Source organism: Ginsengibacter hankyongi, from assembly GCF_008710285.1.
In the GTDB taxonomy this organism is placed as follows: domain Bacteria; phylum Bacteroidota; class Bacteroidia; order Chitinophagales; family Chitinophagaceae; genus Ginsengibacter; species Ginsengibacter hankyongi.
The window spans coordinates 55873-79735 of record NZ_VYQF01000011.1 but is presented as its reverse complement, the minus strand read 5'-3'; the positions used below and the strand labels follow the sequence as shown (position 1 = coordinate 79735).

At 38.2% G+C, this 23863-nt stretch carries 18 protein-coding genes; 14 read left to right on the top strand and 4 right to left on the bottom strand.

Translation table 11 applies throughout. From position 1 onward, the window contains the following. Positions 1-305: 305 nt before the first annotated feature. From FW778_RS20860 to FW778_RS20815, 10 genes are all read left to right on the top strand, one after another. Entirely contained in the window at positions 306-2882 is a 2577-nt protein-coding gene (locus tag FW778_RS20860) for a glycosyl hydrolase 115 family protein (RefSeq protein WP_150416829.1), read from the top strand. A gap of 13 nt (positions 2883-2895) precedes the next feature. After that, on the top strand, positions 2896-4032 hold the full coding sequence (locus FW778_RS20855) for an endo-1,4-beta-xylanase (RefSeq protein WP_235906513.1): 1137 nt from the start codon (positions 2896-2898) through the stop codon (positions 4030-4032). A gap of 17 nt (positions 4033-4049) precedes the next feature. After that, complete coding sequence (locus FW778_RS20850; protein ID WP_150416828.1) at positions 4050-5546, top strand: MFS transporter; 1497 nt, start codon at positions 4050-4052, stop codon at positions 5544-5546. Positions 5547-5605: 59 nt separating this feature from the next. Further along, positions 5606-6658 (top strand): glycoside hydrolase family 43 protein, encoded by a 1053-nt coding sequence (locus FW778_RS20845; protein WP_150416827.1) that lies wholly within the window; start codon positions 5606-5608, stop codon positions 6656-6658. Between the two features lie 60 nt (positions 6659-6718). Beyond that, positions 6719-7804: an alpha/beta hydrolase gene (locus FW778_RS20840; RefSeq protein WP_150416826.1), complete on the top strand. Its 1086-nt coding sequence runs from the start codon at positions 6719-6721 to the stop codon at positions 7802-7804. Between the two features lie 7 nt (positions 7805-7811). Then, positions 7812-9740 (top strand): sialate O-acetylesterase, encoded by a 1929-nt coding sequence (locus tag FW778_RS20835; RefSeq protein ID WP_150416825.1) that lies wholly within the window; start codon positions 7812-7814, stop codon positions 9738-9740. Positions 9741-10261: 521 nt separating this feature from the next. Continuing rightward, positions 10262-10894: a nitroreductase gene (locus FW778_RS20830; RefSeq protein WP_150416824.1), complete on the top strand. Its 633-nt coding sequence runs from the start codon at positions 10262-10264 to the stop codon at positions 10892-10894. 179 nt (positions 10895-11073) lie between these two features. Next, positions 11074-12204 (top strand): baeRF3 domain-containing protein, encoded by a 1131-nt coding sequence (locus tag FW778_RS20825; protein ID WP_150416823.1) that lies wholly within the window; start codon positions 11074-11076, stop codon positions 12202-12204. Between the two features lie 29 nt (positions 12205-12233). Continuing rightward, the gene (locus FW778_RS20820; protein WP_150416822.1) at positions 12234-13202 is read left to right on the top strand and encodes a CapA family protein; all 969 of its coding nucleotides are present in this window, start codon (positions 12234-12236) and stop codon (positions 13200-13202) included. 38 nt (positions 13203-13240) lie between these two features. Beyond that, positions 13241-13888, top strand: a complete 648-nt coding sequence (locus tag FW778_RS20815) for a phosphoribosyltransferase (RefSeq protein WP_150416821.1) — start codon at positions 13241-13243, stop codon at positions 13886-13888. Positions 13889-13892: 4 nt separating this feature from the next. Here FW778_RS20815 and FW778_RS20810 read toward each other — a convergent pair whose 3' ends face one another. Beyond that, complete coding sequence (locus FW778_RS20810; RefSeq protein WP_150416820.1) at positions 13893-14939, bottom strand: hypothetical protein; 1047 nt, start codon at positions 14937-14939, stop codon at positions 13893-13895. Positions 14940-14953: 14 nt separating this feature from the next. Continuing rightward, a complete protein-coding gene (locus tag FW778_RS20805) occupies positions 14954-15925 on the bottom strand; it encodes a ribose-phosphate diphosphokinase (protein ID WP_150416819.1) in 972 nt (323 codons plus the stop codon). Positions 15926-16240: 315 nt separating this feature from the next. Between FW778_RS20805 and FW778_RS20800 the strand changes: the two genes are divergently transcribed. Further along, entirely contained in the window at positions 16241-16738 is a 498-nt protein-coding gene (locus FW778_RS20800) for a YbhB/YbcL family Raf kinase inhibitor-like protein (protein WP_150416818.1), read from the top strand. Between the two features lie 149 nt (positions 16739-16887). Here the strand turns inward: FW778_RS20800 and FW778_RS20795 are convergent, their stop codons facing one another. Both FW778_RS20795 and polX read right to left on the bottom strand, forming a co-directional pair. Next, positions 16888-18633 carry an adenosylcobalamin-dependent ribonucleoside-diphosphate reductase gene (locus FW778_RS20795; protein WP_150416817.1) on the bottom strand — a complete coding sequence of 582 codons (1746 nt, stop codon included), beginning with the start codon at positions 18631-18633 and terminating at the stop codon, positions 16888-16890. Between the two features lie 7 nt (positions 18634-18640). Then, positions 18641-20380 carry a DNA polymerase/3'-5' exonuclease PolX gene (gene polX / locus FW778_RS20790; RefSeq protein ID WP_150416816.1) on the bottom strand — a complete coding sequence of 580 codons (1740 nt, stop codon included), beginning with the start codon at positions 20378-20380 and terminating at the stop codon, positions 18641-18643. A gap of 260 nt (positions 20381-20640) precedes the next feature. Between polX and FW778_RS20785 the strand changes: the two genes are divergently transcribed. The 3 genes from FW778_RS20785 to pdhA are packed head-to-tail and all read left to right on the top strand — an operon-like array spanning position 20641 to position 23850. Further along, a complete protein-coding gene (locus tag FW778_RS20785) occupies positions 20641-21069 on the top strand; it encodes a hypothetical protein (RefSeq protein WP_150416815.1) in 429 nt (142 codons plus the stop codon). A gap of 23 nt (positions 21070-21092) precedes the next feature. Beyond that, positions 21093-22844, top strand: coding sequence for an acetate--CoA ligase (gene acsA, locus FW778_RS20780; RefSeq protein WP_150416814.1), 1752 nt, complete (start codon positions 21093-21095; stop codon positions 22842-22844). 7 nt (positions 22845-22851) lie between these two features. Continuing rightward, positions 22852-23850 carry a pyruvate dehydrogenase (acetyl-transferring) E1 component subunit alpha gene (gene pdhA / locus FW778_RS20775; RefSeq protein ID WP_150416813.1) on the top strand — a complete coding sequence of 333 codons (999 nt, stop codon included), beginning with the start codon at positions 22852-22854 and terminating at the stop codon, positions 23848-23850. Positions 23851-23863: the final 13 nt, after the last annotated feature.

The following is a 23863-nucleotide window of genomic DNA, read 5'->3' as shown; positions in this document are numbered from 1 at the left end:
TGCCGTTTGACGGCACCAATTTTATCCCTATTTATTTCAATTAACTGCTAACTTCTTTTATTATAAGTGTAAATGTGACAATTATTAACCGAAGATAATAAGTATTTTTTTAAAAAGCAACCGATTGCAATATTTTTTCTATTTTTACTTAACATTCGATTTTCGCCCGATTTTACTGTGGAAAATTTGATTACGTTACTTACTAGCTTGTCGCTTGGTATTTGAGAACAGACAATTTACTTATTAGTGCTTTTTTAGATTTGATTTATTACGATGCCTCATTTTTTAGTAAGAATGCTTGTTATATGAAAAAAAAGTTTTTGGAACTGTTTACATTTTCAATATTGCTTATAAACTATTCCACCGCTCAATCTTTTGTCACAGGAAAAACTGAAAATGGTGCTTTCCCTTTAGTTACCGCAACAGACATCGCTTCAATATACGTAGATAATAATGATGATTGGCTTATTCACAAGGCTGCTTCACTATTGCAGGGCGATATTGAAATGGTAACCGGCAGGAAACCACCAATCATTTCCTCACTCCCCTCCTCTTCAAAAAATATTATCATTATTGGCACTATCAATGGTTCGCAAACAATTCATCAACTCATTAAAGAAAAAAAATTAAAGGTTGAAAGTGTACAAAACAAATGGGAAGCATTTAAACTGCAAACCATCAGCAATCCGATCAAAGGTGTAAGCAGTGCATTGGTAATTGTGGGAAGCGATAAGCGTGGTGCAGCTTACGGCATATTCGAATTATCGCAACAGATGGGCGTATCGTCCTGGTATTGGTGGGCTGATGTTCCTGTAAAAAAGAAATCCGAAATCTATATTAAGAAGGGAAGCTATAATTATGGCTCGCCTTCGGTAAAATATCGCGGCATATTTATCAATGATGAAGCGCCTGCTTTTTCCAGGTGGACAAAGGAAAAGTTTGGCGGTGTAAATCACCTCGCATATGAAAAGATGTTTGAATTATTGCTGCGCTTAAAAGCAAATTATTTATGGCCGGCCATGTGGGGCAATGCATTTAATGATGATGATACATTGAACCCGGTTCTTGCAAATAAATGGGGCATTGTAATGGGCACCTCCCATCATGAACCGATGTTGCGTGCACAGCAGGAATGGAAACGTTATGGAAAAGGCGCCTGGGACTATTCCACCAATGATTCTGTTTTAAAGGCTTTTTGGAAAAAAGGAATTGAGAACATGGATCATCACGAAAGCATTGTAACTATTGGCATGCGTGGCGATGGCGATAAGCCAATGGCACAAGGCACCGCCATAGGCTTGCTGGAAAAAATTGTGGCCGACCAGCGAAAAATTATTACAGACGTTACCGGCAAACCCGCCAGTGAAACGCCACAGGACTGGGCTTTGTATAAAGAAGTGCAGGATTATTATGATAAAGGTATGCGTGTACCCGACGACGTTACCTTATTGTTATGCGATGATAACTGGGGCAACATTCGCAAGCTTCCAAAACTTACTGATAAGCCAAGAAGCGGCGGCTATGGAATTTATTATCATTTCGATTACGTGGGTGGACCAAGAAATTACAAGTGGCTCAACACAAACAACATTGCACGGGTATGGGAGCAAATGCATTTGGCATATGAATATGGAGTAAAAAATATATGGGTAGTAAATGTGGGCGATCTTAAACCAATGGAATTTCCTATCTCCTTTTTCTTAGATTATGCCTGGAATGTAAACAAGTGGAACGAAAACAACATTAATGATTATTACACGCAATGGGCTTCAAAACAATTTGGTCCGCAGCATGCAGAAGAGATCGGCAACATTATTAAAGAATATTCACAATTTAATGCAAGGAGAAAACCCGAATTGCTTAATGAAAATACCTACAGCATCGAAAACTATAACGAAGCAAACAGGGTAACAGATAAATGGAATAAACTCCGGGATGAAGCAGAGAACGTTAGCAATAAATTGCCGGCTGAATATAAGGATGCATTCTTTGAATTAGTGTTGCATCCTGTAAAAGCGTGTGCCAATCTCCAGGATATGTATACTGCAGTTGCATGGAATCATTTTTACGCAAAAGAGGAGAATCCCCAGGCAAATAAATATGCGGATGAAGTCAAACAATTTTATGCAAATGATTCATTAATCTCAGCTGAATATAACCGGCTAAACAACGGCAAATGGAATCACATGATGGATCAAACGCACATTGGTTATACTTACTGGCAGGAACCACGCAGTCAAAAAATGCCTGAAGTAAAATATGTCTCACAGGCTTCCACATCGCAACCATTAACCATAATAGATTCTGTTGAAAGGACTGCAAGATCTTTAATACCGCATAATAGTCAAGGAAATTTATTTTATGAACTGAATGGATATGTTTCCATTGAAGCCGCACACTTCACCAAAAGAAGAGATGCCGGAAATATTCAATGGAAAGTAATTCCAAACATTGGCCGGGACGGCGATGGAATTACAACCTTTCCGGTAACATCGCAAACGCAAACCATTGGTTCAACCACGCCACAGCTTGAATATGATTTTTATGCTTACAATTCCGGCGCCATCAAATTGAATGCTTACTTCTCACCAACACTCAATTTTCACAATGACACTAACGGTCTACAATACGCGATTTCAATTGATAATGAAAAGCCGCAGATTATTTCCATCAACAAAGATGATAATGACGGGCGCCAATGGAATCAATGGGTGGCAAATGATATCATCATTAAAACAACTAATCATTCAATAAGTAAAAAAGAAAAACACACCGTTAAGTTTTGGATGGTAAGTCCGGCAGTTATCCTGCAAAAAATAGTTCTCGATTTCGGCGGATTAAAACGAAGCTATCTCGGTCCGCAGGAAACACTTGTTAAGTAAAAAAAATTAGTTTATGATAAAAAAAATGTCACTCAACCTTTATGCTGCAACGATATTATTGTCAGCGTTGATTATAAATACCCAAACAGTTGTTGCACAAAGCACGTTTGCAACTTCTTTAAAGGAAGTATTTAAAAATGATTTTCTCATTGGCACTGCAATAAACACACAGCAGATCGAAGAAAAAGATACAGCATCCGACAGGTTAATTAAACAACAATTCAATGCTGTTACACCGGAAAATATAATGAAAGCAGAGATCATACAGCCCGGCTGGGATAAATACAATTTTGATTTAGCTGACAAGTTAGTCGCTTATGCAAAAAAGAATAACTTAAAAGTAAATGCACACAATCTTATCTGGCACAGCCAATTGCCTTCGTTCATGCGTCACATGCAGGATGCTGATTCAGTGCGCAAATATTTCGTAAATCATATCAATACTGTTGCCGCACATTATGATGGAAAAGTGTATTCATGGGATGTGGTGAATGAAGCATTGAATGAAGATGGCACTTTACGTAAATCTATCTTCCTGCAAAAACTCGGAGATGATTATGTGGTCGAAGCGTTTCGTCTCGCCCAAAAAGCATCGCCGCATTCAAAATTGTATTACAATGATTATAACATAGAACAGCCTCAGAAAAGAGCAGGCGCTATTGCCTTGATTAAAAAAATCAAGGCTGCAGGTGTTCGTATTGATGGTGTGGGTATACAAGGCCATTGGAGATATGATAAAGTTCCAATGAAAGACATAGAAGAAAGTATTAAAGAATTTTCCACTTTAGGGATTGAAGTGATGTTCACTGAACTGGACTTAAGTGTACTGCCCAATCCATGGGACAATGCAACAGCGGATGTGAGTGCAACGGCGGCTGGCAACGCAAAGATGAATCCTTATGCCAATGGCCTACCGGATTCTGTGGCACAAATGCAGGCTAAAGCCTATGCAGATTTGTTTCAACTTTTTTTAAAATATAAAAAGAGTGTAAGCCGCGTTACTTTCTGGGGCGTTAATGACGGACAATCATGGTTGAATGGCTGGCCAATTCGTGGCCGTACAAATTACCCGTTGTTATTCGACAGAAATTTTCAGCCGAAGCCGGCATTTTATCGTGTTATTGCAACTGCAAAATCTGTAAGCAAATAAAAACCAAAGCAATTTATATGAGCACCGAAGAATTATCATTACCCGAAGAAAAAACAGGCGCAGCGAATGCAAGTAAACTCGCGGTGGCGCCTCATAAATTATCTGTGCTTGAAAAGGTTGGGTACAGTCTTGGCGACCTTGCAGCAAACCTCGTGTTTCAAACATTAGTAACCTACCTTGCTTATTTCTATACCGATATTTATGGTCTTAAACCGGAACACGCTTCGATATTAATACTAACGGTGGGTCTAATTGCCGGCTTTGGTTTTAATCCAATCATCGGAGCATTAGCTGACAGAACTTATTCCAGGTGGGGAAAGTTCAGGCCATGGATTTTATTTACCGCTATTCCTCTCGGTGTTATTGCATTACTCGCATTCAGCACGCCACATTTCTCTTACCAGGGCAAAGTTATTTATGCTGTTATTACATACACGTTGTTGTTATTTTTCTATGCTGCAAATAACCTTCCTTATTCTGCGCTAAGTGGCGTTATTACCGGCGACATGGGCGAGCGTAACAGCTTATCCTCTTATCGTTTTGTTGCCGTGATGTTTGCGCAATTTTTTGTACAGGTATTCATGTTGGCAATAATTGAATCTGCTGGTCACGGCGATAAATCGCAAGGGATTGAAAAAGTAATGACATGGCTTGCCATCATCGGAACCGTTATGTTGCTCATCACTTTTTTAACAACGAAAGAACGCATTGTTCCAAAGCCCGAACAAAAATCAAGTGTAAAAGAAGACTTAGCTGATTTGTTTAAAAACAAACCATGGATCATTATGTTGGTGCTTACAACACTTGTGTTCATCACCCTTTCAATGAAGGGTGGCTCTTATGTTTATTACTTCAACAATTATGTTGATCGTGCAAGCCTTACTAAATTTGTAAGTCCCATCGTTCATTTCCTTTCCAATATTTGTCTCAATGTTTTTGGCGAAGATCCGGTATCAGCAGGCTTTGGCTTATTTAATGCAGGTGGAATTATTTTTATGATCATTGGCATCACCCTGTCAAAAAAATTTGCAGACAAATATGGTAAAAGAGATGTGTTCGGCACCTGCTTATTTATTTCAACACTGTTCATCTTAGCGTTCATTCTATTTCCGTCAACCTCGGTTGGGTTAATGTTTGCATCGCAAATTTTGCATGGCTTTTTTTATGGCTTAACCATCCCATTGTTATGGGCAATGATCGCGGATGTTGCAGATTACAGTGAATGGAAAAACAACCGCCGTGCAACAGCCATTATTTTTTCTGCGATGATGGTTGGTTTAAAAGTTGGGCTCAGCCTTGGAGGCGCTGTACTCACATGGATTCTCGGTTTATACAACTATGTTCCCAACAGCAATGTACAATCGCCCGAAGCAATACAGGGAACAAAAATGCTCGTTAGCGTTTACCCGGCAATCCCGTTTTTGATCGGCGCAGGTTTATTGTTTTTCTATTCTATCAATAAAAAAATGGAAGTACAAATTGAAAGCGATTTAAAACAAAAAAGACGTAGATAACAGCAATTAAACTTAACAGGTTTTCGGAACCTGTTAGGTTTATCCACAAAACTTCAAATATGCCCGAAGACGACATACAACACATCAACTTTGATGAACTGAATAAAAAAGCGATTTCGCAAGCGCTAATAACAAATATTTTTACAGCAGATCCTTCGGCACATGTGTTTAATGGGAAAATTTATATCTATCCTTCGCATGATGTGGATGCAGGCGAAGCATTTGATGATCTCGGCAGCCACTTTGCAATGGAAGACTACCATGTTATCTCAATGGATTCACCAATCAGTGACGCAAAAGATAACGGTATAGCCTTACACGTAAGCGATGTACCCTGGGCTGAAAAACAAATGTGGGCACCCGATGCAAATGAGAAAAATGGTACATACTATTTATTCTTCCCTGCAAAAGATCATGATGGAATTTTTAGAATTGGTGTTGCAATAAGCGACTCACCAACCGGTCCGTTTAAAGCGGAACCTGAAGCCATCAAAGAAAGTTTTTCAATTGATCCTGCCGTGTTTAAAGATGAGGATGGGAGTTATTACATGTACTTCGGAGGTATTTGGGGCGGACAATTACAACGCTGGCAAACTGGAACATTTAATGCATCGCAGCCAGAAAGTCCAACGGCACATTTACCCAATGATGATAAACCAGCTTTATGTGCAAAAATTGCGAAGCTCACAAGTGATTTATTACAGTTTATTGAAGCGCCGAAAGATGTTGTGATAACAGATGAAAATGGAAAAGCATTATTGCAAGGCGATAACGATAGAAGATTTTTTGAAGCATCCTGGATGCATAAATACAATAACAAATATTATTTTTCTTATTCAACAGGTGACACACATTTCATCTGTTACGCCATTGCTGATAATCCTTACGGACCGTTCTCGTATGCTGGAAGAATTTTAAATCCTGTTATTGGCTGGACTTCCCATCATTCAATTGTTGAATTTAACGGCGATTGGTACTTATTTTATCATGATAGCAGCTTAAGCAAAGGAGTAACACATTTACGAAGTATTAAGGTTGATAAAATTGATTATGATGAAAATGGTTTGATCAAAACAATTAATCCTTATAATGATTTAGAAGTGTTGCTATAATTACCCGCAGAAGACCTGACAGGTTTTTGAAACCTGTTAGGTCTAACAACATACAATAACATGAAAAAATACTTACTGATATCATTCACCATCTTGTTTGCATCTCTAACGTTTGCCCAATCAACTGAAGTAACAATTCCTGGTTCACAAGCAAAAACATTTATTTCGAAAATCGTAAACGGACAAGAATATGTCTTGCAGATTTCATTACCGTCAGGTTATGCCAACAGCAATAAAAAATATCCTGTTGTTTATTTAATGGATTCGCAATGGGATTTTCCCTTGTTAACCGCTTTATACGGTCAGCAATATTATGATGGCTTTGTTCCGGAAGTTATTATTGTTGGTATTACCTGGGGCGGCGATCATTCAAATCCTGACAGCTTAAGAGCAAGAGATTATACACCCACCAACGAAAAGCGATTGCCACAAAGTGGCGGTGCTGATAAATTTCTTTCAGTTATAAAAAATGAAATCTTTCCTTTCATTGAAAGCAATTATCGTGTTGATGCAAATGATAAAACGTTAGTCGGTTGTTCCCTTGGAGGCTTGTTTACCATTTACACGCTCTTCACACATTCGGATATGTTTAACCGTTATATAGCCGCAAGTCCTGCATATACATGGAGCAATTCGATATTGTATCCGTATGAAAAAAATTATTACTCAAATAAATCCAATTCTCCTGCAAAGTTATTTATGTGTGTGGGTGGTGCAGAATTAAGTGTTCCGGGTTTTAAAAAGCTGACATCATTTTTAAAAAGCCGTCATTATGCAAACCTGCAAATAGAAAGTAAAATTTTAGAAAACACGGGTCATTCAGGAACAAAAGGCGAAGGATATGCAAGAGGTTTGCAATTTGTATTCAAGCGGCCTTCATTACAATTGTCAGCTAACATTCTTCAACAATATAACGGTACTTATAAATTGAACGATGGAATGATGATAGAAATGAAATCAGAAAATAATGCGCTTACAGTTTATGTGGGCAACAATTGGTCCCGATTATTTGCCGCATCTGAAATTGATTTCTATCTCACATCCTCATTCTTTAAAATTCATTTTATAAAAGATAATAATGGAAATGTTTCAGGGTTTGAGTTAGCCCGTTACGGTTCAACTGAATTTGCTAAAAAGATTAAATAAGATTACCATGAGGTTTATCAGGAAAATTTTTACGGTTGGTGTTTGTCTGATTGCAACACATTATGCAAGTGCACAGGTAAAACTACCACAACTTATAAGAGACAGCATGATACTCCAGCGGGACGCAAAAATAAACTTGTGGGGATGGGCTTCAAACGGCGAAAAGATAAGCGTGAAGTTTAATGGTAAAAAGTATAAAACAAGAACAGATGATAATGGAAGGTGGTCGCTACAATTATCATCTATGAAAGCCGGCGGACCTTATACGATGGAGATATCGGGCAAAAACAAAATCACTTTACATAACATATTAGTGGGCGACGTGTGGTTGTGTACAGGCCAGTCAAACATGGTACATCAAATGATATTACATGGTATACGTTATGCTGATGAAATTGCAAATGCTAACAATCCTGAAATAAGACAGTTCTGGGTTCCTAATGTAACCAACCTGCAAGGTCCCCAGAAAGATTTGCCGGGCGGCTCATGGAAATGGGCGAACCCAAATGATATAAAAGAATTTTCAGCCGTGGCGTACTTTTTTGCTAAAGCTTTGTATCAAAAATATCATGTGCCCATCGGCATCATTAATGCAAGCTGGGGCGGCGTTCCCATTGAATCCATGATGAGCGAAGAAAGCTTCAAAGATCTTCCTTCAATACTTAGTACAATTGAAAAAAATAAAGACACTGCTTACGTTAACGGAGCCAATCGTAAAGCGTTTGCTGCTATGAGTTCGATGCCACATCCCGAAGATAAGGGCATGACTGAAAAATGGTTTGAACCTTCATACACACCCAAAGAGTGGCATCGCATTGCCATACCGGGCTTTTGGGAAGACCAGGGCGCAAAAAATCTGAATGGCGTAGTATGGTATCGAAGGGAAATTGATGTGCCTGCGTCTATGACTAACGTGCCTGCAAAAGTATTTCTTGGTCGCATTGTAGATGCCGATGAATTATATATTAACGGGAAAAAAGTTGGGACTACCGGTTACATGTACCCGCAACGGCGCTATCCGGTTCCTGGTGGTGTTTTAAAACCTGGTAAAAATCTTTTTGTAGTTCGGGTTACCAATAACTTTGGCAAAGGCGGCTTTGTTCCGGATAAACCATATCAATTAATTGCAGGCAATGATACGATCGATCTCACTGGTTATTGGGAATATAAAGCGGGACGTGTGAACTTCCCACGACGTGGTTTTGGCAGCTTTGGCATTGCAGCACAAAACCAACCAACAGCCTTGTATAATTCAATGATTGCTCCTTTGGTCGGTTATACTATCAAAGGTTTTGTGTGGTACCAGGGTGAGAGCAACACAGGAAAGCCAGGCGATTATGCGAAACGGCAGCCCGCAATGATTACCGACTGGCGCAACAAATGGAAAGAAGGTGATATTCCCTTTTTGTTCGTTCAACTTCCCGGCTTTGGTGATTACAATTATTTGCCTTCTGAGAGTCAATGGGCCACATTCAGAGAAGCCCAGGCAAAATCATTATCCGTGTCAAACACCGCAATGGCAGTGGCTATTGATGTGGGTGAATGGAATGACATACACCCGGATCATAAGAAAGAAGTAGGTGACCGACTTGCATTGGCGGCAGAAAAAATCGCGTACGGGGAAAATATCGTTTATGCGGGGCCGATATATAAAACTTCAACCATCGACGGCAACAAAATAATTATTTCATTCAACGAAACAGGTAGCGGATTAACCACGAATGATGGTGAAGCGCCTGCTGAGTTTGCTATAGCGGGCGATGACAAAAAATTCGTTTGGGCAAATGCAAAAATTGAAGGTGATAAAGTGATTGTTTGGAGTGATGATGTCCCGTCGCCAAAATATGTGCGCTATGCCTGGGCAGACGAACCCATTAATCCAAATTTAATTAATAAGGAAGGTTTACCGGCAGCACCTTTCAGAACAGATGAATGAAGTGCAACAGGAAGCGATTGTGGCCCTCAGCGACAATCTGAAAGTTAGCAATAGGCGTCTTAAAGAAGGCTTGCAGCTATCGCTTGCCCGGGGTCGTACACCATGCTCACCTTTTTTACTTTCAATTAAATCATGTACAAACTCGCAGGCCCGTCTGCTCGTCGATTTTTCTTCTTCCTCGTTCTACTGTGCTATCTGGATTGTTCTTTTGTTAGGGATCTGAAATGTCATTTATTATGCATCCGGTTGTTTACCACGCAAAGTAGTTTAAAGATTGGGCCTTTGGAATATAAGGATTAGTGTTTTAAGTGTCTATGCGGGCAAATACCCAAAAATATCGCTAGCTGATTACCATTAAATCACTTTGCCAGTGAAAATTTGTTTATGGTTAAAAACCATGAGAGCAATTATGTATTCAAATGACGTAGGTCATTAATACTGAGAATTTGTAAAATTAATTTTGATAGAAAGGTGGTGTAACTGTGGTCATAGAATTAGTTAATTTCTAAATATCTTTTACAATGGCAACCTCAGTAATTAACGAAGTAACGGAAACAATTGAAACCCTTCAATCGATTTATGGAAGAAGGTCTGTAAGAAAATACAAGAATAAAAATGTTGACAAAACCATTATTGAAAAAATACTGGATGCCGGACGTATGGCGCCTTCTGCGATGAATGAACAACCGTGGAAATTTTATGTAGTGACTAATAAAGAAACTATCCAATCGTTTTCAAAGGCAATCTCAAAAATAACAGCTAAAGAGTTTTTAAAGGCTGGTCCGACACGAATTGTAAAGAATATAATTCACTTGCTTAATTTTTCAAGTGGTTTTCATTATTTAAAAACTAAAGACCATGTGTTTTACGAAGCCCCGGTTGTAATTTTTATTACCGGCCCCAGGAATAATGAGTGGGTTGATCTCGACATTGGCATGTGCGCACAAAACATTATGCTCGCAGCAAAATCCATGGGACTGGATACCTGCCCTGTCGGATTTGGAAAATATTTGCAGCATACCAAACTATACTCCCAGTTAAAAACTTCACCAAAAGAAGAGATAAAACTTGCCATAATCCTGGGATATGGAGATGAGACACCTGAAGTTCATAAAAGGATTAAGAAGAATGCATTTTTTATCGATGCGGCATGAAAATACTTATATAACCGGTACGGATAAACGCAGTATACCATGACGTAAATTTTAAATAAGAAATTTTAGAATAATTATTTTTTAAGAGATGTGATAACAATCATACCAATATTTGAGAGCCATCATTTGTACGGGAAACTTATAAACCTATTTTTCAACACTCATCACAAAGCTATTTTATGGAAAGTGAAAAATTATTGAAAGAAGATTTGCTGAAAATGCAAAAGGAAAAAGGGCAAATTTGCGTTTCAGTTATTGTTCCCACGCACAAGTTGTCTCCGGAACGAAGGGCCGATAAACCTGAAGTGGATAAAGCGCTGGAAAACGCCCGGCAATTTCTTCAATTCAAATACGAAGAATCAGAAATAAAGCCATTGTTAAAGTCATTGGATGAATTATATAAGAGCATTGATTTTAATCATAACCCCGAGGGATTAGGATTATATGTGTCACCCAATATCAAACTTTTAGTACAATTTCCTTTTCCAGTTGAGGAGAAAGTAATGGTGGGCGACAATTTTGAATTGCGTGACCTGGTTTATAAAATGAATTACTCGAAGCCGTATTTTGTTTTACTGCTTACCGAAAAAGAAATAAAACTTTTCGAAGGCACGTGGAACATCCTGAATGAGATCAATGACAACAATTTTCCGAAAGAATATAAAGAGGAATACATTTACAATCCACCCAGCCGCGGCACACCTGCTGCAGGATATGCGCATGTGAGAAATGTTGAAAAGGAAAAATCTGCACTGAAAGATATCAGGTTCCGGGATTTTTTCCGCGGGGTAAATGAAGCTTTAAATGATTACCTGTTAAACGACATTCCGCTAATATTGCTGGGTACCGAAAAAGAGCTGGCATTATTCGACGATTTACTGGCACACAAAAAAAACATCATTAGTAAAATTGACCGGAGTTTAAATTATACGCATCCGATTGACCTTGCTACGATTGTATGGCCGGTGATGCGCTCCCACCTTGATAATGAAACAGTCGAATTAATAAAACAGTTTATCGAAAAGATTGGTGAACATCACGGCATACATGGTGTAGAGGAAGTTTGGAAGGCAGTACAGGAAGGAAGAGGGTTAAAGCTTTTGGTAGAGAAAGATTTTCGCCAACCCGGATTTTTAGTAAAGGATGCCTACCGGCTTTTCATTCGCCCACCGCAAAATGCACATAGAATTTTAGCAGATGCTGTAGATGATATTATTGAAATGATGTTGGAAAAAAATGGACAGGTATTTTTTACAGATAACGGTATGCTTAAAGACTACCAGCACATCGCATTAATTACGAGATATTAGGTTGAAAGGATAAAATCTGTAATTGAAATATGAATTATGATAAATTAGTTATTGGTTTAACGGGTGATGTTATGATTGGAAGAGAAGTTGATACTGTTATCTCCCAGGAAGGTTACCGGTATGTATGGGGAAATGTGCTGCCCTTACTTCACAGTACAGATTTGAACATTGTGAACCTGGAAACAACTTTAACCAATAGCAATAAAATTGTTGAAAAAACCTTCAACTTTAAAGCTACACCTGATAAAATTAAATGTCTTACAGATGCGAATGTAACGGTTGCTAATCTTGCTAACAATCACATATTAGATTTCTCGGAACAGGGATTAATAGAAACGATTCAAACATTAAAGAACGCCGGAATAAAATATGTAGGAGCAGGTATCAATGATAAAGAAGCTTCCAAACATGTTATTATAACCAGGAACAATATTATAACAGGGATATTAGGGTTTACAGATAACGAACCCACCTGGAAAGCCGGTGCTTCCAGCAGCGGAATAAATTATATTAATGTATCCAGTGAAGATGATCGCAAAAGGGCATTACTCAACATAGAGCAGCTAAAAAAAGAAGCAGATATTGTTGTAGTCAGTATTCATTGGGGACCGAATATGCAGGAATTTCCCCAAAAGTATTTTATAGATTTTGCACACCAAATGATTGAACAAGGTGCTGAAATTATTCATGGCCATAGTGCCCATAATTTCCAGGGCATAGAGGTATACCATCATAAATTGATACTCTACGACACAGGAGATTTTGTAGATGATTATATGGTTGATCCTGTATTAAAAAATGACCATTCCTTTTTCTTTCGTATTGATGCCGGTGAAAAGGGCCTGACAAAATTGGAACTCTTCCCCGTTTTGATTTCCCGTTACCAGGTGAACTTAGCAGTTGGCAATGAATATAAATGGAGTATAAAACGTATGCAATATTTGTCAGAAAAATTCGGAACAAAGGTTAGTGACAGGGGACAAGTACTATTGACATGAATGAAAACATAACTATTATAAAATTTAAAAAATAAGCCATGTTTACAGATAGAAAAGATGCTGCCCTGAAATTGGCAAAGGCCCTTGAAAAATACAAGGATAAAAACGTAATCGTATTGGGTATTCCGAGAGGTGGCGCTGAAACCGCTTATTATATAGCGCTTCATTTACATGCTGAATTTTCTCTTTTAATTTCACGTAAACTGGGCCATCCTTCAAATCCGGAATATGCTCTTGGCGCCATTGCAGAAGACGGAAGTGTTTATTTAAGCCCGTTTGCAAATGAAGAATTTTCAAAAGAAACGATAAATGAAATAATAGATCTACAGAAAAAAGAAATTGAGCGGAGGATAAAAATTTTACGCAAAGGAAAACCATTACCTGATTTAAAAGACAGGACCGTTATCCTGGCAGATGATGGGATAGCAACAGGCGCTACCATTTTTGCTGCGATAGAAATGTGTAAGAAAAGAAAAGCCGGCAAGATTGTTATTGCAGCACCGGTTTCGGGGTATGACATGGAAGAAATGCTGGGTGAAAAAGCAGATGAAGTTATTATATTGGAAAAGCCCGGTGATTTCTTCGCCGTATCGCAAGCCTACCAAAGCTTTTATAATCTTAGTGATGATGATGCATTGGGATTTATGGAGCGTTGGGAAAAAGAAAAAGGTGTTTTGAAAAGCTGAATTACTAAGGAATTAATTTATAAGCGTATTTTTTAGCCAATTGTAAATAAGCGTTAGCCCTGATCATCCATTTTGGATCATCTTTATAGCTGGGTTCTGTTATATGTCGTGCAACCAGATAAGTACGAAGAAAAGCTTTCTTTGATTTATAAAAAAAGATCAGGGATTCAGGGATATCATCAGCACTTAATTTTCTATAATGATTAAAAAAGATTTGACCCGTAACAAGGTCGCCCATCATTTCACATTCCATATCAAGGAAAGATAATTCCTCTGCTATATCCATTATTCTTAATTCTGTATTGAATTCCAATGCATCGATGAAAGCAGATTGGGGTGAAAGACAAATATGTTCTGGTTTCAGGTCTCCATGCGCTTCAATGATTTTTCCATCCTCAATTCGTTTATCAAAAAGCAAGAAATGATTGTCTAGAAAGTGAAGCAGCGTACTACTAATTTGCTCAACTAATGCAACCGAAAAATGATAAATCTCTTTTATCAATTCTGCGTGAGTAGAAGTTATGTCCTCTTTCAATTTTTTCCTGTGCAGTACCGGCTCTATTTTTACAGGTGAAGCATTCTTATAAAATTCAGTCAATACTTTGGCCGCTTCTTCAACTAAAGCCTTATCCGGCTTTTGAGATTTTATTGCCAGATGAAGGAAATTTTTTTCGGAGATGCGTTTCATCTTTACCAGCCAGTCAACAATTTTTCCCTTTCCCTCTATTTGCAGTTTTCCAACTTCATTAATAACAAGCGGCACTATTCCAAGATATATATCATCAGCTAATCTTTTATTTACACGTACCTCTTCTATACCGTTTTTCAACCTGGCTTCCAGCGTTCTAAAATCAAACAGACTATTTGTAACAGGTTTTTTAAGTTTATATGCAAAGCCATTCACCAAAAAAACCCATGACATATGAGTTTCTTTTGCTTCTACTTTGGTAACGGGGTGCGGATAAGATTGTGGCTGCATTAAAAAAGAAACCTTTTCAGTTAATGGCACTTTATGTTCTACAACTGATTCGATATGGTTATTTTTTGGCATCAACGATAATTTCTTTAATCATCGAATAACTCCGTAACCGATCCTCCTTCCTCCATACGCTTTATAGTTTCTGCAAAAAGCGGCGCTGCATTTAAAACAGTCACTTTTTCTTTTGTCCTGGTATTGTCCAATCTGAAAGGCGGAATTGTATTGGTAACTAATATTTGATCGAGTGGGCTCTTTTGCAATGTTTCATCAGGTGTGCCTGTAAAAAGGCCATGTGTTGCCAGCGCCAATACTTTTTTTGCGCCCAATTTTTTACAGGAGTCAGCAGCTCTAGCAATAGTACCACCAGTGCTTATTAAATCATCAATTATGATGACGGCTTTATCTTTAACGTCTCCTGTAATTCTTTGGCCGGATACCACACCGCTGCTTCGGTATTTTTCCATAAATATAACCGGTAATTCTTTATTTAATTGTTTAGTCAGCGTACGTTGAAACTGTTCTGCTCTCTTAATACCTCCGAAATCGGGCGACATAATTACGGGGGAATCGTCTTTAACTAACGGTAACAAGTAAACGCCAAATAGTTTTCTTGCTTCGAGGTTTTCCGTTGGTATTCTAAATGAATTTTGAAAAGCCTGCAGATTATGTACATCCATTGTAACTATATTGTCAGCTCCCGAAGCTTCGAGTAAACGGGCTACATAGCGGGTGTTCACAGGATCGCGTGATTTTGTTTTCCGGTCTTTGCGTGCATAACATAAGTAAGGGATTATTGCCGTAACCTTTTTTGCTGATGCATCTTTAAGAGCGCTGATAAAAAAAAGGAGGCGGCACAGTTTATCATTTACACTTTGGTCTCCATCACTATAAAGAGAATGAATTACAAACACATCCTGGTTACGTACATTTTCAAGTGGCCGGGCTTTATGCTCGCCATCTTCAAATTCCCTTTCTTCATATAAGCTTAATGATAAGTTTAGCTCTTTGGCGACCAATTCGCCAAAGCTTCGCGTTTTGTTTAATGCAAATAATTTCATTTAAAAGATCCCTATTAGTATTCAAAGGAACTAATATCCGGATTCTTTATTTATGACGATAATTATTGATTGCATTGATTGTAATCAGAAAACAACAGCAGTTTTGCCTTCGGGAAATATAAATTGTGCTTATCAACCTTAAAACATTCTATTGGCTGAATACGATTTTATAATGATCATAATCAATAGAACCGCTGACGATACTCATTGACGCCAAACAATTAATGTATTTGCTTTGGGGGATATTTAAAAACGGCGCTTTAATTTTTGCGATTCTTTTTAAACTTTATGTTTTTAGTGCAGTAAACGTTCATTATGCAAAAGAAAAAACAACCAGACAAGGAATTCGCCATTCCATCTGTTGAAGTTACTAACCCGGAGCTAAAAATCACCAGTTCCGCTTTTAATAACAATGAATATATTCCTTTAAAATATACTTGTGATGGTGATAATATCAGCCCTTCGCTTGAAATTGAAGTTATTCCGGAAGCAACAAAAAGCCTTGCTTTGATTGTTGATGATCCCGATGCCCCGATTGGCACATGGGTTCATTGGGTGGTATGGAATATTCCCGTAACTCACCACATAAAAGAAAATGATATAAAGGGTATAGAAGGAATTAATGATTTTCAGAAAAATCATTACAACGGCCCCTGCCCGCCATCTGGTACCCATCGATACTTTTTTAAAATTTATGCCCTGGATGCATTGTTGCGTTTGCCTGCTACAACAAAAAAGATAGAATTGGAAAAAGCTATGAGCGATCATATTCTTGGATTCGGCGAACTGATTGGTTTATATAAAAGGCGATAGTTTAAATAATGCTGTCTATCATCAGATATGCTGACCGTTGTCATTGACACGGGGATGCTTTGAAAATTCGCAAAAAGATATTAAAACTACTGTATCGTGGGACTGCTAATACAGTCCCTTTTTATTATAAAAAAACAATTTTTTTGAATTTAATTAATACAAACCTTGCAGGATTGTATGCCGCTGCTGATGCCCTTTTCAAGTACTTGCTTGTTTTTTGAATTGTAACGGAAAATGGTAATTCCTTTTGTCTTTTGTTTCCATGCATTCAAATAGATTTCACTTATATCACTCACACTGGCTGTTTCGGCCAGGTTGATTGTTTTAGAAACAGCATTATCAACATAGCGCTGAAAAACCACCTGGTGCTTCAAATGCCAGTCAGGGGAAATCTCCAAAGCTGTTTTAAAAACATTCTTAGTTGCGGCTGGTATTTGTTTGATATGTTGTAAGTACCCGGTTTCTTTTACTTCGTCCATCAAGCCTTCAGAATACAATTTATTTTTTTTGAGATAATCAATAAAAAGAGGATTTATTTCTGAAAGAATATTTCCGTCAAGCACATGACTGCGGCGATAAGCAACGGCAAACAAAGGTTCAATAGACGAAGAAGTGTCAGCAATAATAGAGATAGTTCCTGTTGGCGCAATACTTAATCTTGTTGCATGGCGAAGTTTAATATTTGGATAGAAAATGCTTTTCTCCCAATTTTTGAAAACGCCTCTTTCCTTTGCCAGTTGAACGGAAGCTTCAAGGCTTTTTTCTTTGAAGAATTTCATTACCTGGTGAGCGAGTGATATTGCCTCATTGGAATCATACGGAAGCTCAAGCATGATCAGCAGGTCAGCCCAACCCATTATACCTAAACCGATTTTTCTATTTGCTGTAACAATGGTTTTCGTTTGCGGAAGCAGGTAATGGTTCACTTCAATTACATTATCCAAAAACCGAATGGCCATTTCAATTGTTGATCCCAGCTTTGTAAAATTGATAATGTTTTTTCTTCCTTCCTGTTCAACAAATTTTGAAAGGTTTATAGAACCCAGGTTGCATGATTCGTAAGGCAACAATGGAACTTCACCGCATGGATTGGTGCATTCAATTTTCCCAAGTGGTAACAAAGGATTACCTGCATTAATGGTATCCAGAAATACTAATCCGGGATCACCGCTTGACCAGGCATTTTCTATAATTAATCTCCATAAATCTTTTGCCTTTATTGTTTTGATAATTGATTTGGAATTTGGATGAATGAGTTCCCACGTTTCGTCTTTCTCAACAGCCTGCATAAATTTATCGGTAATGCCCACGGAGATATTAAAATTGTTCAGCGCTTTTTCATCTGTTTTTGAAACAACAAATTCTTCAATGTCGGGATGATCAACTTTTAAAATACCCATATTGGCTCCTCTCCTTTTTCCGCCATGTTTTACATGTTCCGTTGCGCAATTAAAAACCTTCATGAATGAAACAGGACCTGAAGCTTCGCCACCTGTTACTGAAATGAGATCATTCTTAGGCCTGAGCTGTGAAAAATTAAAACCGGTACCGCCGCCGCTTTGTTGAATCATCGCTGCATTCTTTAAAGTGGTAAATATGCTATCCAAATTATCTTCTATTGGTAATACAAAACAAGCACTTAGCTGATTTAATGACGTTCCTGCATTCATTAACGTAGGAGAATTCGGAAGGAATAATAAGTTCTTCATGGATTCATAAAATATCGCCTGCCATTTTTCTGCTTCGCTATGTGTTCCCCACGCCAATTCTGCTTCTGCTACCGCTTTAGCAACTCTCATAAATAATTCATCCGGAGTTTCAGCTAATTCTCCTTTTAAATTTCTGCGGAGATAACGGCTCTCCAAAACCTTTAAAGCATTTTTTGAAAATGGCATTGAATAATTATTTTTTTCTCTTACGTTCTGCAAATTTTTTAATCTCGTTCCATGATGCTGTATTCAATATATCGTTCTTTGTACACCAGGCACGGCGGGCAATAAAAACTCCTAATTGCATAAAAGCGAATTGACTTTGCTGATGACTGTCAGTGCTGATGGTCAGCTTAACCCCATTTTCTCTTGCCATTATGGCGAGCTCATCATTCAGGTCCATACGATCAGCCTGGCAATTAATTTCAAAAGCAGTATTTGTTTGTTTAGCTACTCTGAAAACTTTTTCCCAATTAACAGGGTAAGCTTCCCGTTGGCCAATTAATCTACCTGAAGGATGACCAATGCAATTCACAAATTTATTTTCACAAGCTGCAATAATTCTTTCTGTATTATCATGTGTAAACCCGGTGTGAATAGAAGCGCAAACCCAATCCAATTGCTCAAGCAGTTCATCTTTCAGATCTAAGCTGCCATCGGCCTTGATGTCAACTTCTGTACCCGTTTTAATGAAATCTTTTTTCAGTTTAGTATTTACACGCCTGATCTCTTTTACCTGGTCAATAAATTGTTCTTCATTCATTCCACCTGCAATTATCTCTGATTTCGAATGGTCTGTCAATACAATGTATTCGTAAGGATAATGCCCTGAAACAAACCGGGCCAAATCTTCAATATCCATTGTTCCATCACTCCAGGTACTGTGCATTTGCATGTCGCCTTTTATGTCTGTCAATGTAACCAGCGAAGGAATTTTATTTTTGGCAGCAAGATCAAGCTCGCCTTTTTGTTCACGCATCTCGGGAGGAATCGATTCAAATCCCAATTTGTTATAGATTTCTTCTTCGGTGCCTCCGGCAATTCGTTTGCCCGTCTTTATATCGAACAAACCATATTCACTTATCTTATATCCTTTATCCCTGGCTATGGTTCGCAACTGAACATTATGCTCTTTTGATCCTGTGAAGTATAATAAAGCAGAACCCCATTCATCAGGATTAATGATACGAACATCTACCTGCTTGTTAAACTCATTAATAATTACACTGGCTTTGGTGTCGCCTTTCGCAAGCACTTCTTTAACAAGAGGAAGAGCTACAAACTTTGTAATAATTTTTTTCCTGCTCTTTTCATCACATGTAACTAAAATATCTATATCGCCTATGGTTTCTTTTTTTCTTCGAAGGCTGCCAGCCAACTCTGCCTGCCGTACTTCTTTCATCTTTTTAAATTCATCCAGGACCTTGTTGCCTGCTTCAATCGCATTCCAAAGCAACATGCGTTCTTCAACCGTTTTATGCAGCTTCAGGCTACGAAGCATGTTATCCACCTTTTTCTTTCCAAAGCCTTTTATTTCACTGATCCTTCCATCCTGCAAAGCCTTTATCACTTCATCACGATTATTAATTTTTAACCTTTGGTGAATGCGCTTTAAAGATTGCGGTCCAAACCCTGAAATATTCATGAGTTCGAGCATGTCAATAGGAACCGTTTTTTTCAGGCTCTCAAATTTTTTGATCTTTCCTGTTTTGACATATTCATTTATTTTTTCTGCGATACTCGACCCAACCCCGGGTATTTCTTCCAGCTGGCCTTTTTTAGTGAACGTTGTAATATCGTCCTGTAGATCATTAATTACTCTTGATGCTTTTTCATATGCTATAGCACGGAATCTCTGCTTACCATTTTTATATTGATAAATATGAGACATGTCACTAAAAATCTTGCCTAACTCTTTATTTACAACAGGCATAATCTTTTCTTTTTAATGAAATTACAATGTTGAACAACTTATATAGATGACGGTGTGCAGTGAACTGAATGATATTAATCAGAATTAGCGGAATGATTTTATTTTCTAAGTGATGATAAATTTTTGTCTTCTAATTTAAAATATCGATAACCAAATTCTGACCACCATCATACCCTCGGGTAACGGTTATCATTGAGCCTGCTACAACCTTGCAATAGCTTTGAGATGGCTTCATTTACTAACAACTTATAAATGTAGTAATGCATCTCGAAATAAATGATAACACAAGTTTTAGGGAAATACAGGAAACATTTTCTAACTATTATCCTTACCTGAAAATTGATTTTTTTCATAAACCACACAAAAAATATGAAGCTTCTTCAGAAGCAGACCGCCTTGATCCTAACAGCCTGGTGGGTGATATTAAACTCAGTCATGTATCCGGTTTATTGGAAATTCAACCCTACTATCGAATTGCAGATGTTGAGAAAGAATTCATACAGCGCTTTGGCCTTTCTGTTCAAATTCTGCGCAAAGAAAAAGACAAATGGGAGCAAACAACAGGCATGGATGATTTTACTCTAAAAGAGGTAAATGAATTTGGAAGAAGTTCTTCTGATGAATTGATAATTTCTGATTATGAGGAAAAGTTTACGGAAAATGAAGACAAGCCTGAAACACTTTTATAGGATTTATAAAAATGAATGAGTCAATGCAAAATCGATCCGGAATTACATTATCTCCCGGTGTTGTTCCAAACCTAAAGGATTATGAAGTCTTCCGCCATTCTTTTACCTGGCAGGATGAACAAAAATTCCTGGATGGATTACCCGAACAAAAAGGATTTAATATAGCTTATGAAGCGCTGGAGCGACATGCTAAGGGGAAATTAAAAGACACTGTTGCTCTCCGCTGGATACTAAAAGATAAAACCTTTAAAGACTTTACTTATTACGATATACATAAACTCAGTTCACGTTTTGCCAATGTGCTTACCTCATTAGGAATAAAAAAAGGTGAAAGGGTTTTTGCATTAACCGGCAGGATACCTGAATTATATATCGCTGCACTTGGCACCTTAAAAAAGACAGCGGTATTTTGTCCCTTGTTCTCAGTATTTGGGCCTGAGCCCATATTTCAGCGTTTAAGTAAAGGCGATGCAAAAGTGTTAGTTACAACTAAAGAATTGTTTGAAAAAAAAGTAAAGCAATTGCTTGATAGATTACCAATGCTTCAATTTATTTTATTAACTGATGAAGAATTGCATGTGAATGATAAAGTCCTATCACTGCCAAGATTGTTGGAAGAAGCTTATGATGAATTTTTTATTCCACCGACTGATCCGGAAGATCCCGCCCTGCTTCATTTTACCAGTGGTACTACAGGTATCCCTAAGGGTGCATTGCATGTGCATGGTGCTGTGCTGATGCATTATATTACCGGCAAGTATGTTTTAGATTTTCATGAAGGAGATATTTTCTGGTGCACTGCAGACCCCGGATGGGTTACCGGAACTTCCTATGGGATTATTGCACCCCTGGTAAATGGCATTACCAATGTTGTCGATGCAGAAGAATTTGATGCAGTGAGATGGTATTCTATCCTGGAGGACCAAAAAGTAAATGTTTGGTACACGGCTCCAACTGCAATACGAAGATTAATGAGGATGGATATTCAACCAAAAGAAAAATATAATCTTGAACATCTCCGGTTAATATGCAGCGTAGGTGAACCATTACATGCAGAAGCAGTGCTTTGGGGAGAAAAAACTTTTGGTATGCCAATACTGGATAACTGGTGGCAAACAGAAACAGGTGGTATTATGATTGCCAACTATCTATCGATGAAAGTAAAACCCGGCAGCATGGGAAAACCTTTACCGGGTGTGGAAGCAGCCATAGCAGAAGTAACGGATACAGAAATAGAAATTATAACAGAGCCAAATAAACAAGGTCATTTAATATTAAAAAAAGGATGGCCTTCTATGTTTCGCTCATACCTGCATGATGAAGAACGCTATAAAAAATCTTTTCGCGGCGATTGGTACCTAACAGGCGACTTAGCAAAAAAAGATAAAGACGGTTATTATTGGTTTGTTGGCAGAGCCGATGATATTATCAAAAGTTCGGGCCACATGGTAGGCCCCTTTGAAGTGGAAAATATTGTAATGGAACATCCCGCTGTGGCGGAAGCTGCAGTGATTGGAAAACCTGAACCAATAATTGGCGAATTAGTGAAAGCTTTCATAGTATTAAAAAAAGGATTTACCGCTGATGAAAAAATGCAATTGGATATTATCGGTTATGCGAGAAAAAAATTAGGTGCGGCTGTTGCACCAAAAGAAATTGCTTTTGTAAACGAACTACCCAAAACAAAAAGCGGAAAAATATTAAGACGGTTATTAAAAGCAAGGGAACTGGGGTTGCCAGAAGGAGATATTTCAACATTAGAACAAACCCCATAATCAATTTATGGAAGAAGTACAAACTATACAATCCCTCCCGGCAATAGAAAAAAATCATGGCTTAGATCTTTTGTACCAGATGATGCTGATACGTAGGTTTGAAGAAAAAAGTGCTGAATTATATACAAAAGAAAAAATCCGTGGATTCCTGCATTTGTACGTAGGTGAAGAAGCTGTAGCAGTTGGAGTGATCAACACATTAAGTGCTGATGATAATATACTTTGTACATATCGTGAACATGGCCATGCACTGGCAAGAGGCATAGACGCCGGAATGATTATGGCTGAAATGTACGGAAAGCAGGAGGGCTGCAGTCGTGGTCGTGGCGGTTCTATGCATTTATTTGATGCGAAGAGAAAATTTTACGGAGGGAATGCTATTGTGGGTGGGCACCTGGCTATGTCTGTTGGTATGGCACTGGCTTCCAAAAAGCAAAAGAAAAATAATATCACGGTTTGTTTCTTTGGTGAAGGCGCTGCGGCAGAAGGTGAATTTCATGAAGCTATGAACCTTGCGGCATTATGGAGTGTGCCTGTTTTGTTTGTTTGCGAAAACAATTTGTATGCTATGGGAACTGCAATCAGGTATTCTCATGCAGTAACAGAAATAGAAAAAAAAGGGCCGGCTTATGGTATTGAAACTGTTGTTGTGGATGGGATGGATGTATTGGCAGTGGAAAATGCAGCCGGGAGAGCCGTTGAAAAAATACACGCCACAGGAAAGCCATACTTTATTGTTTGCAACACCTATCGCTTTCGTGCTCATTCCATGTTTGATGCAGAATTATACCGTGATAAAACCGAAGTGGAAGAGTGGAAAAAACGAGACCCCATTCCAAAACTGCAGCAACAAATGCTTGGCGAAAATTTCATTTCACAAAATGATATAGTGATCATGAGCAAAAAGGTGGAGGACGAAGTTCAAAAAGCAGTGGACTTCGCTGAGGCGGGAACATGGGAACCGGCAGAAGAATTGACAAAATTTGTATATAGCGAAAACGGATAACCGGCACCGTTAG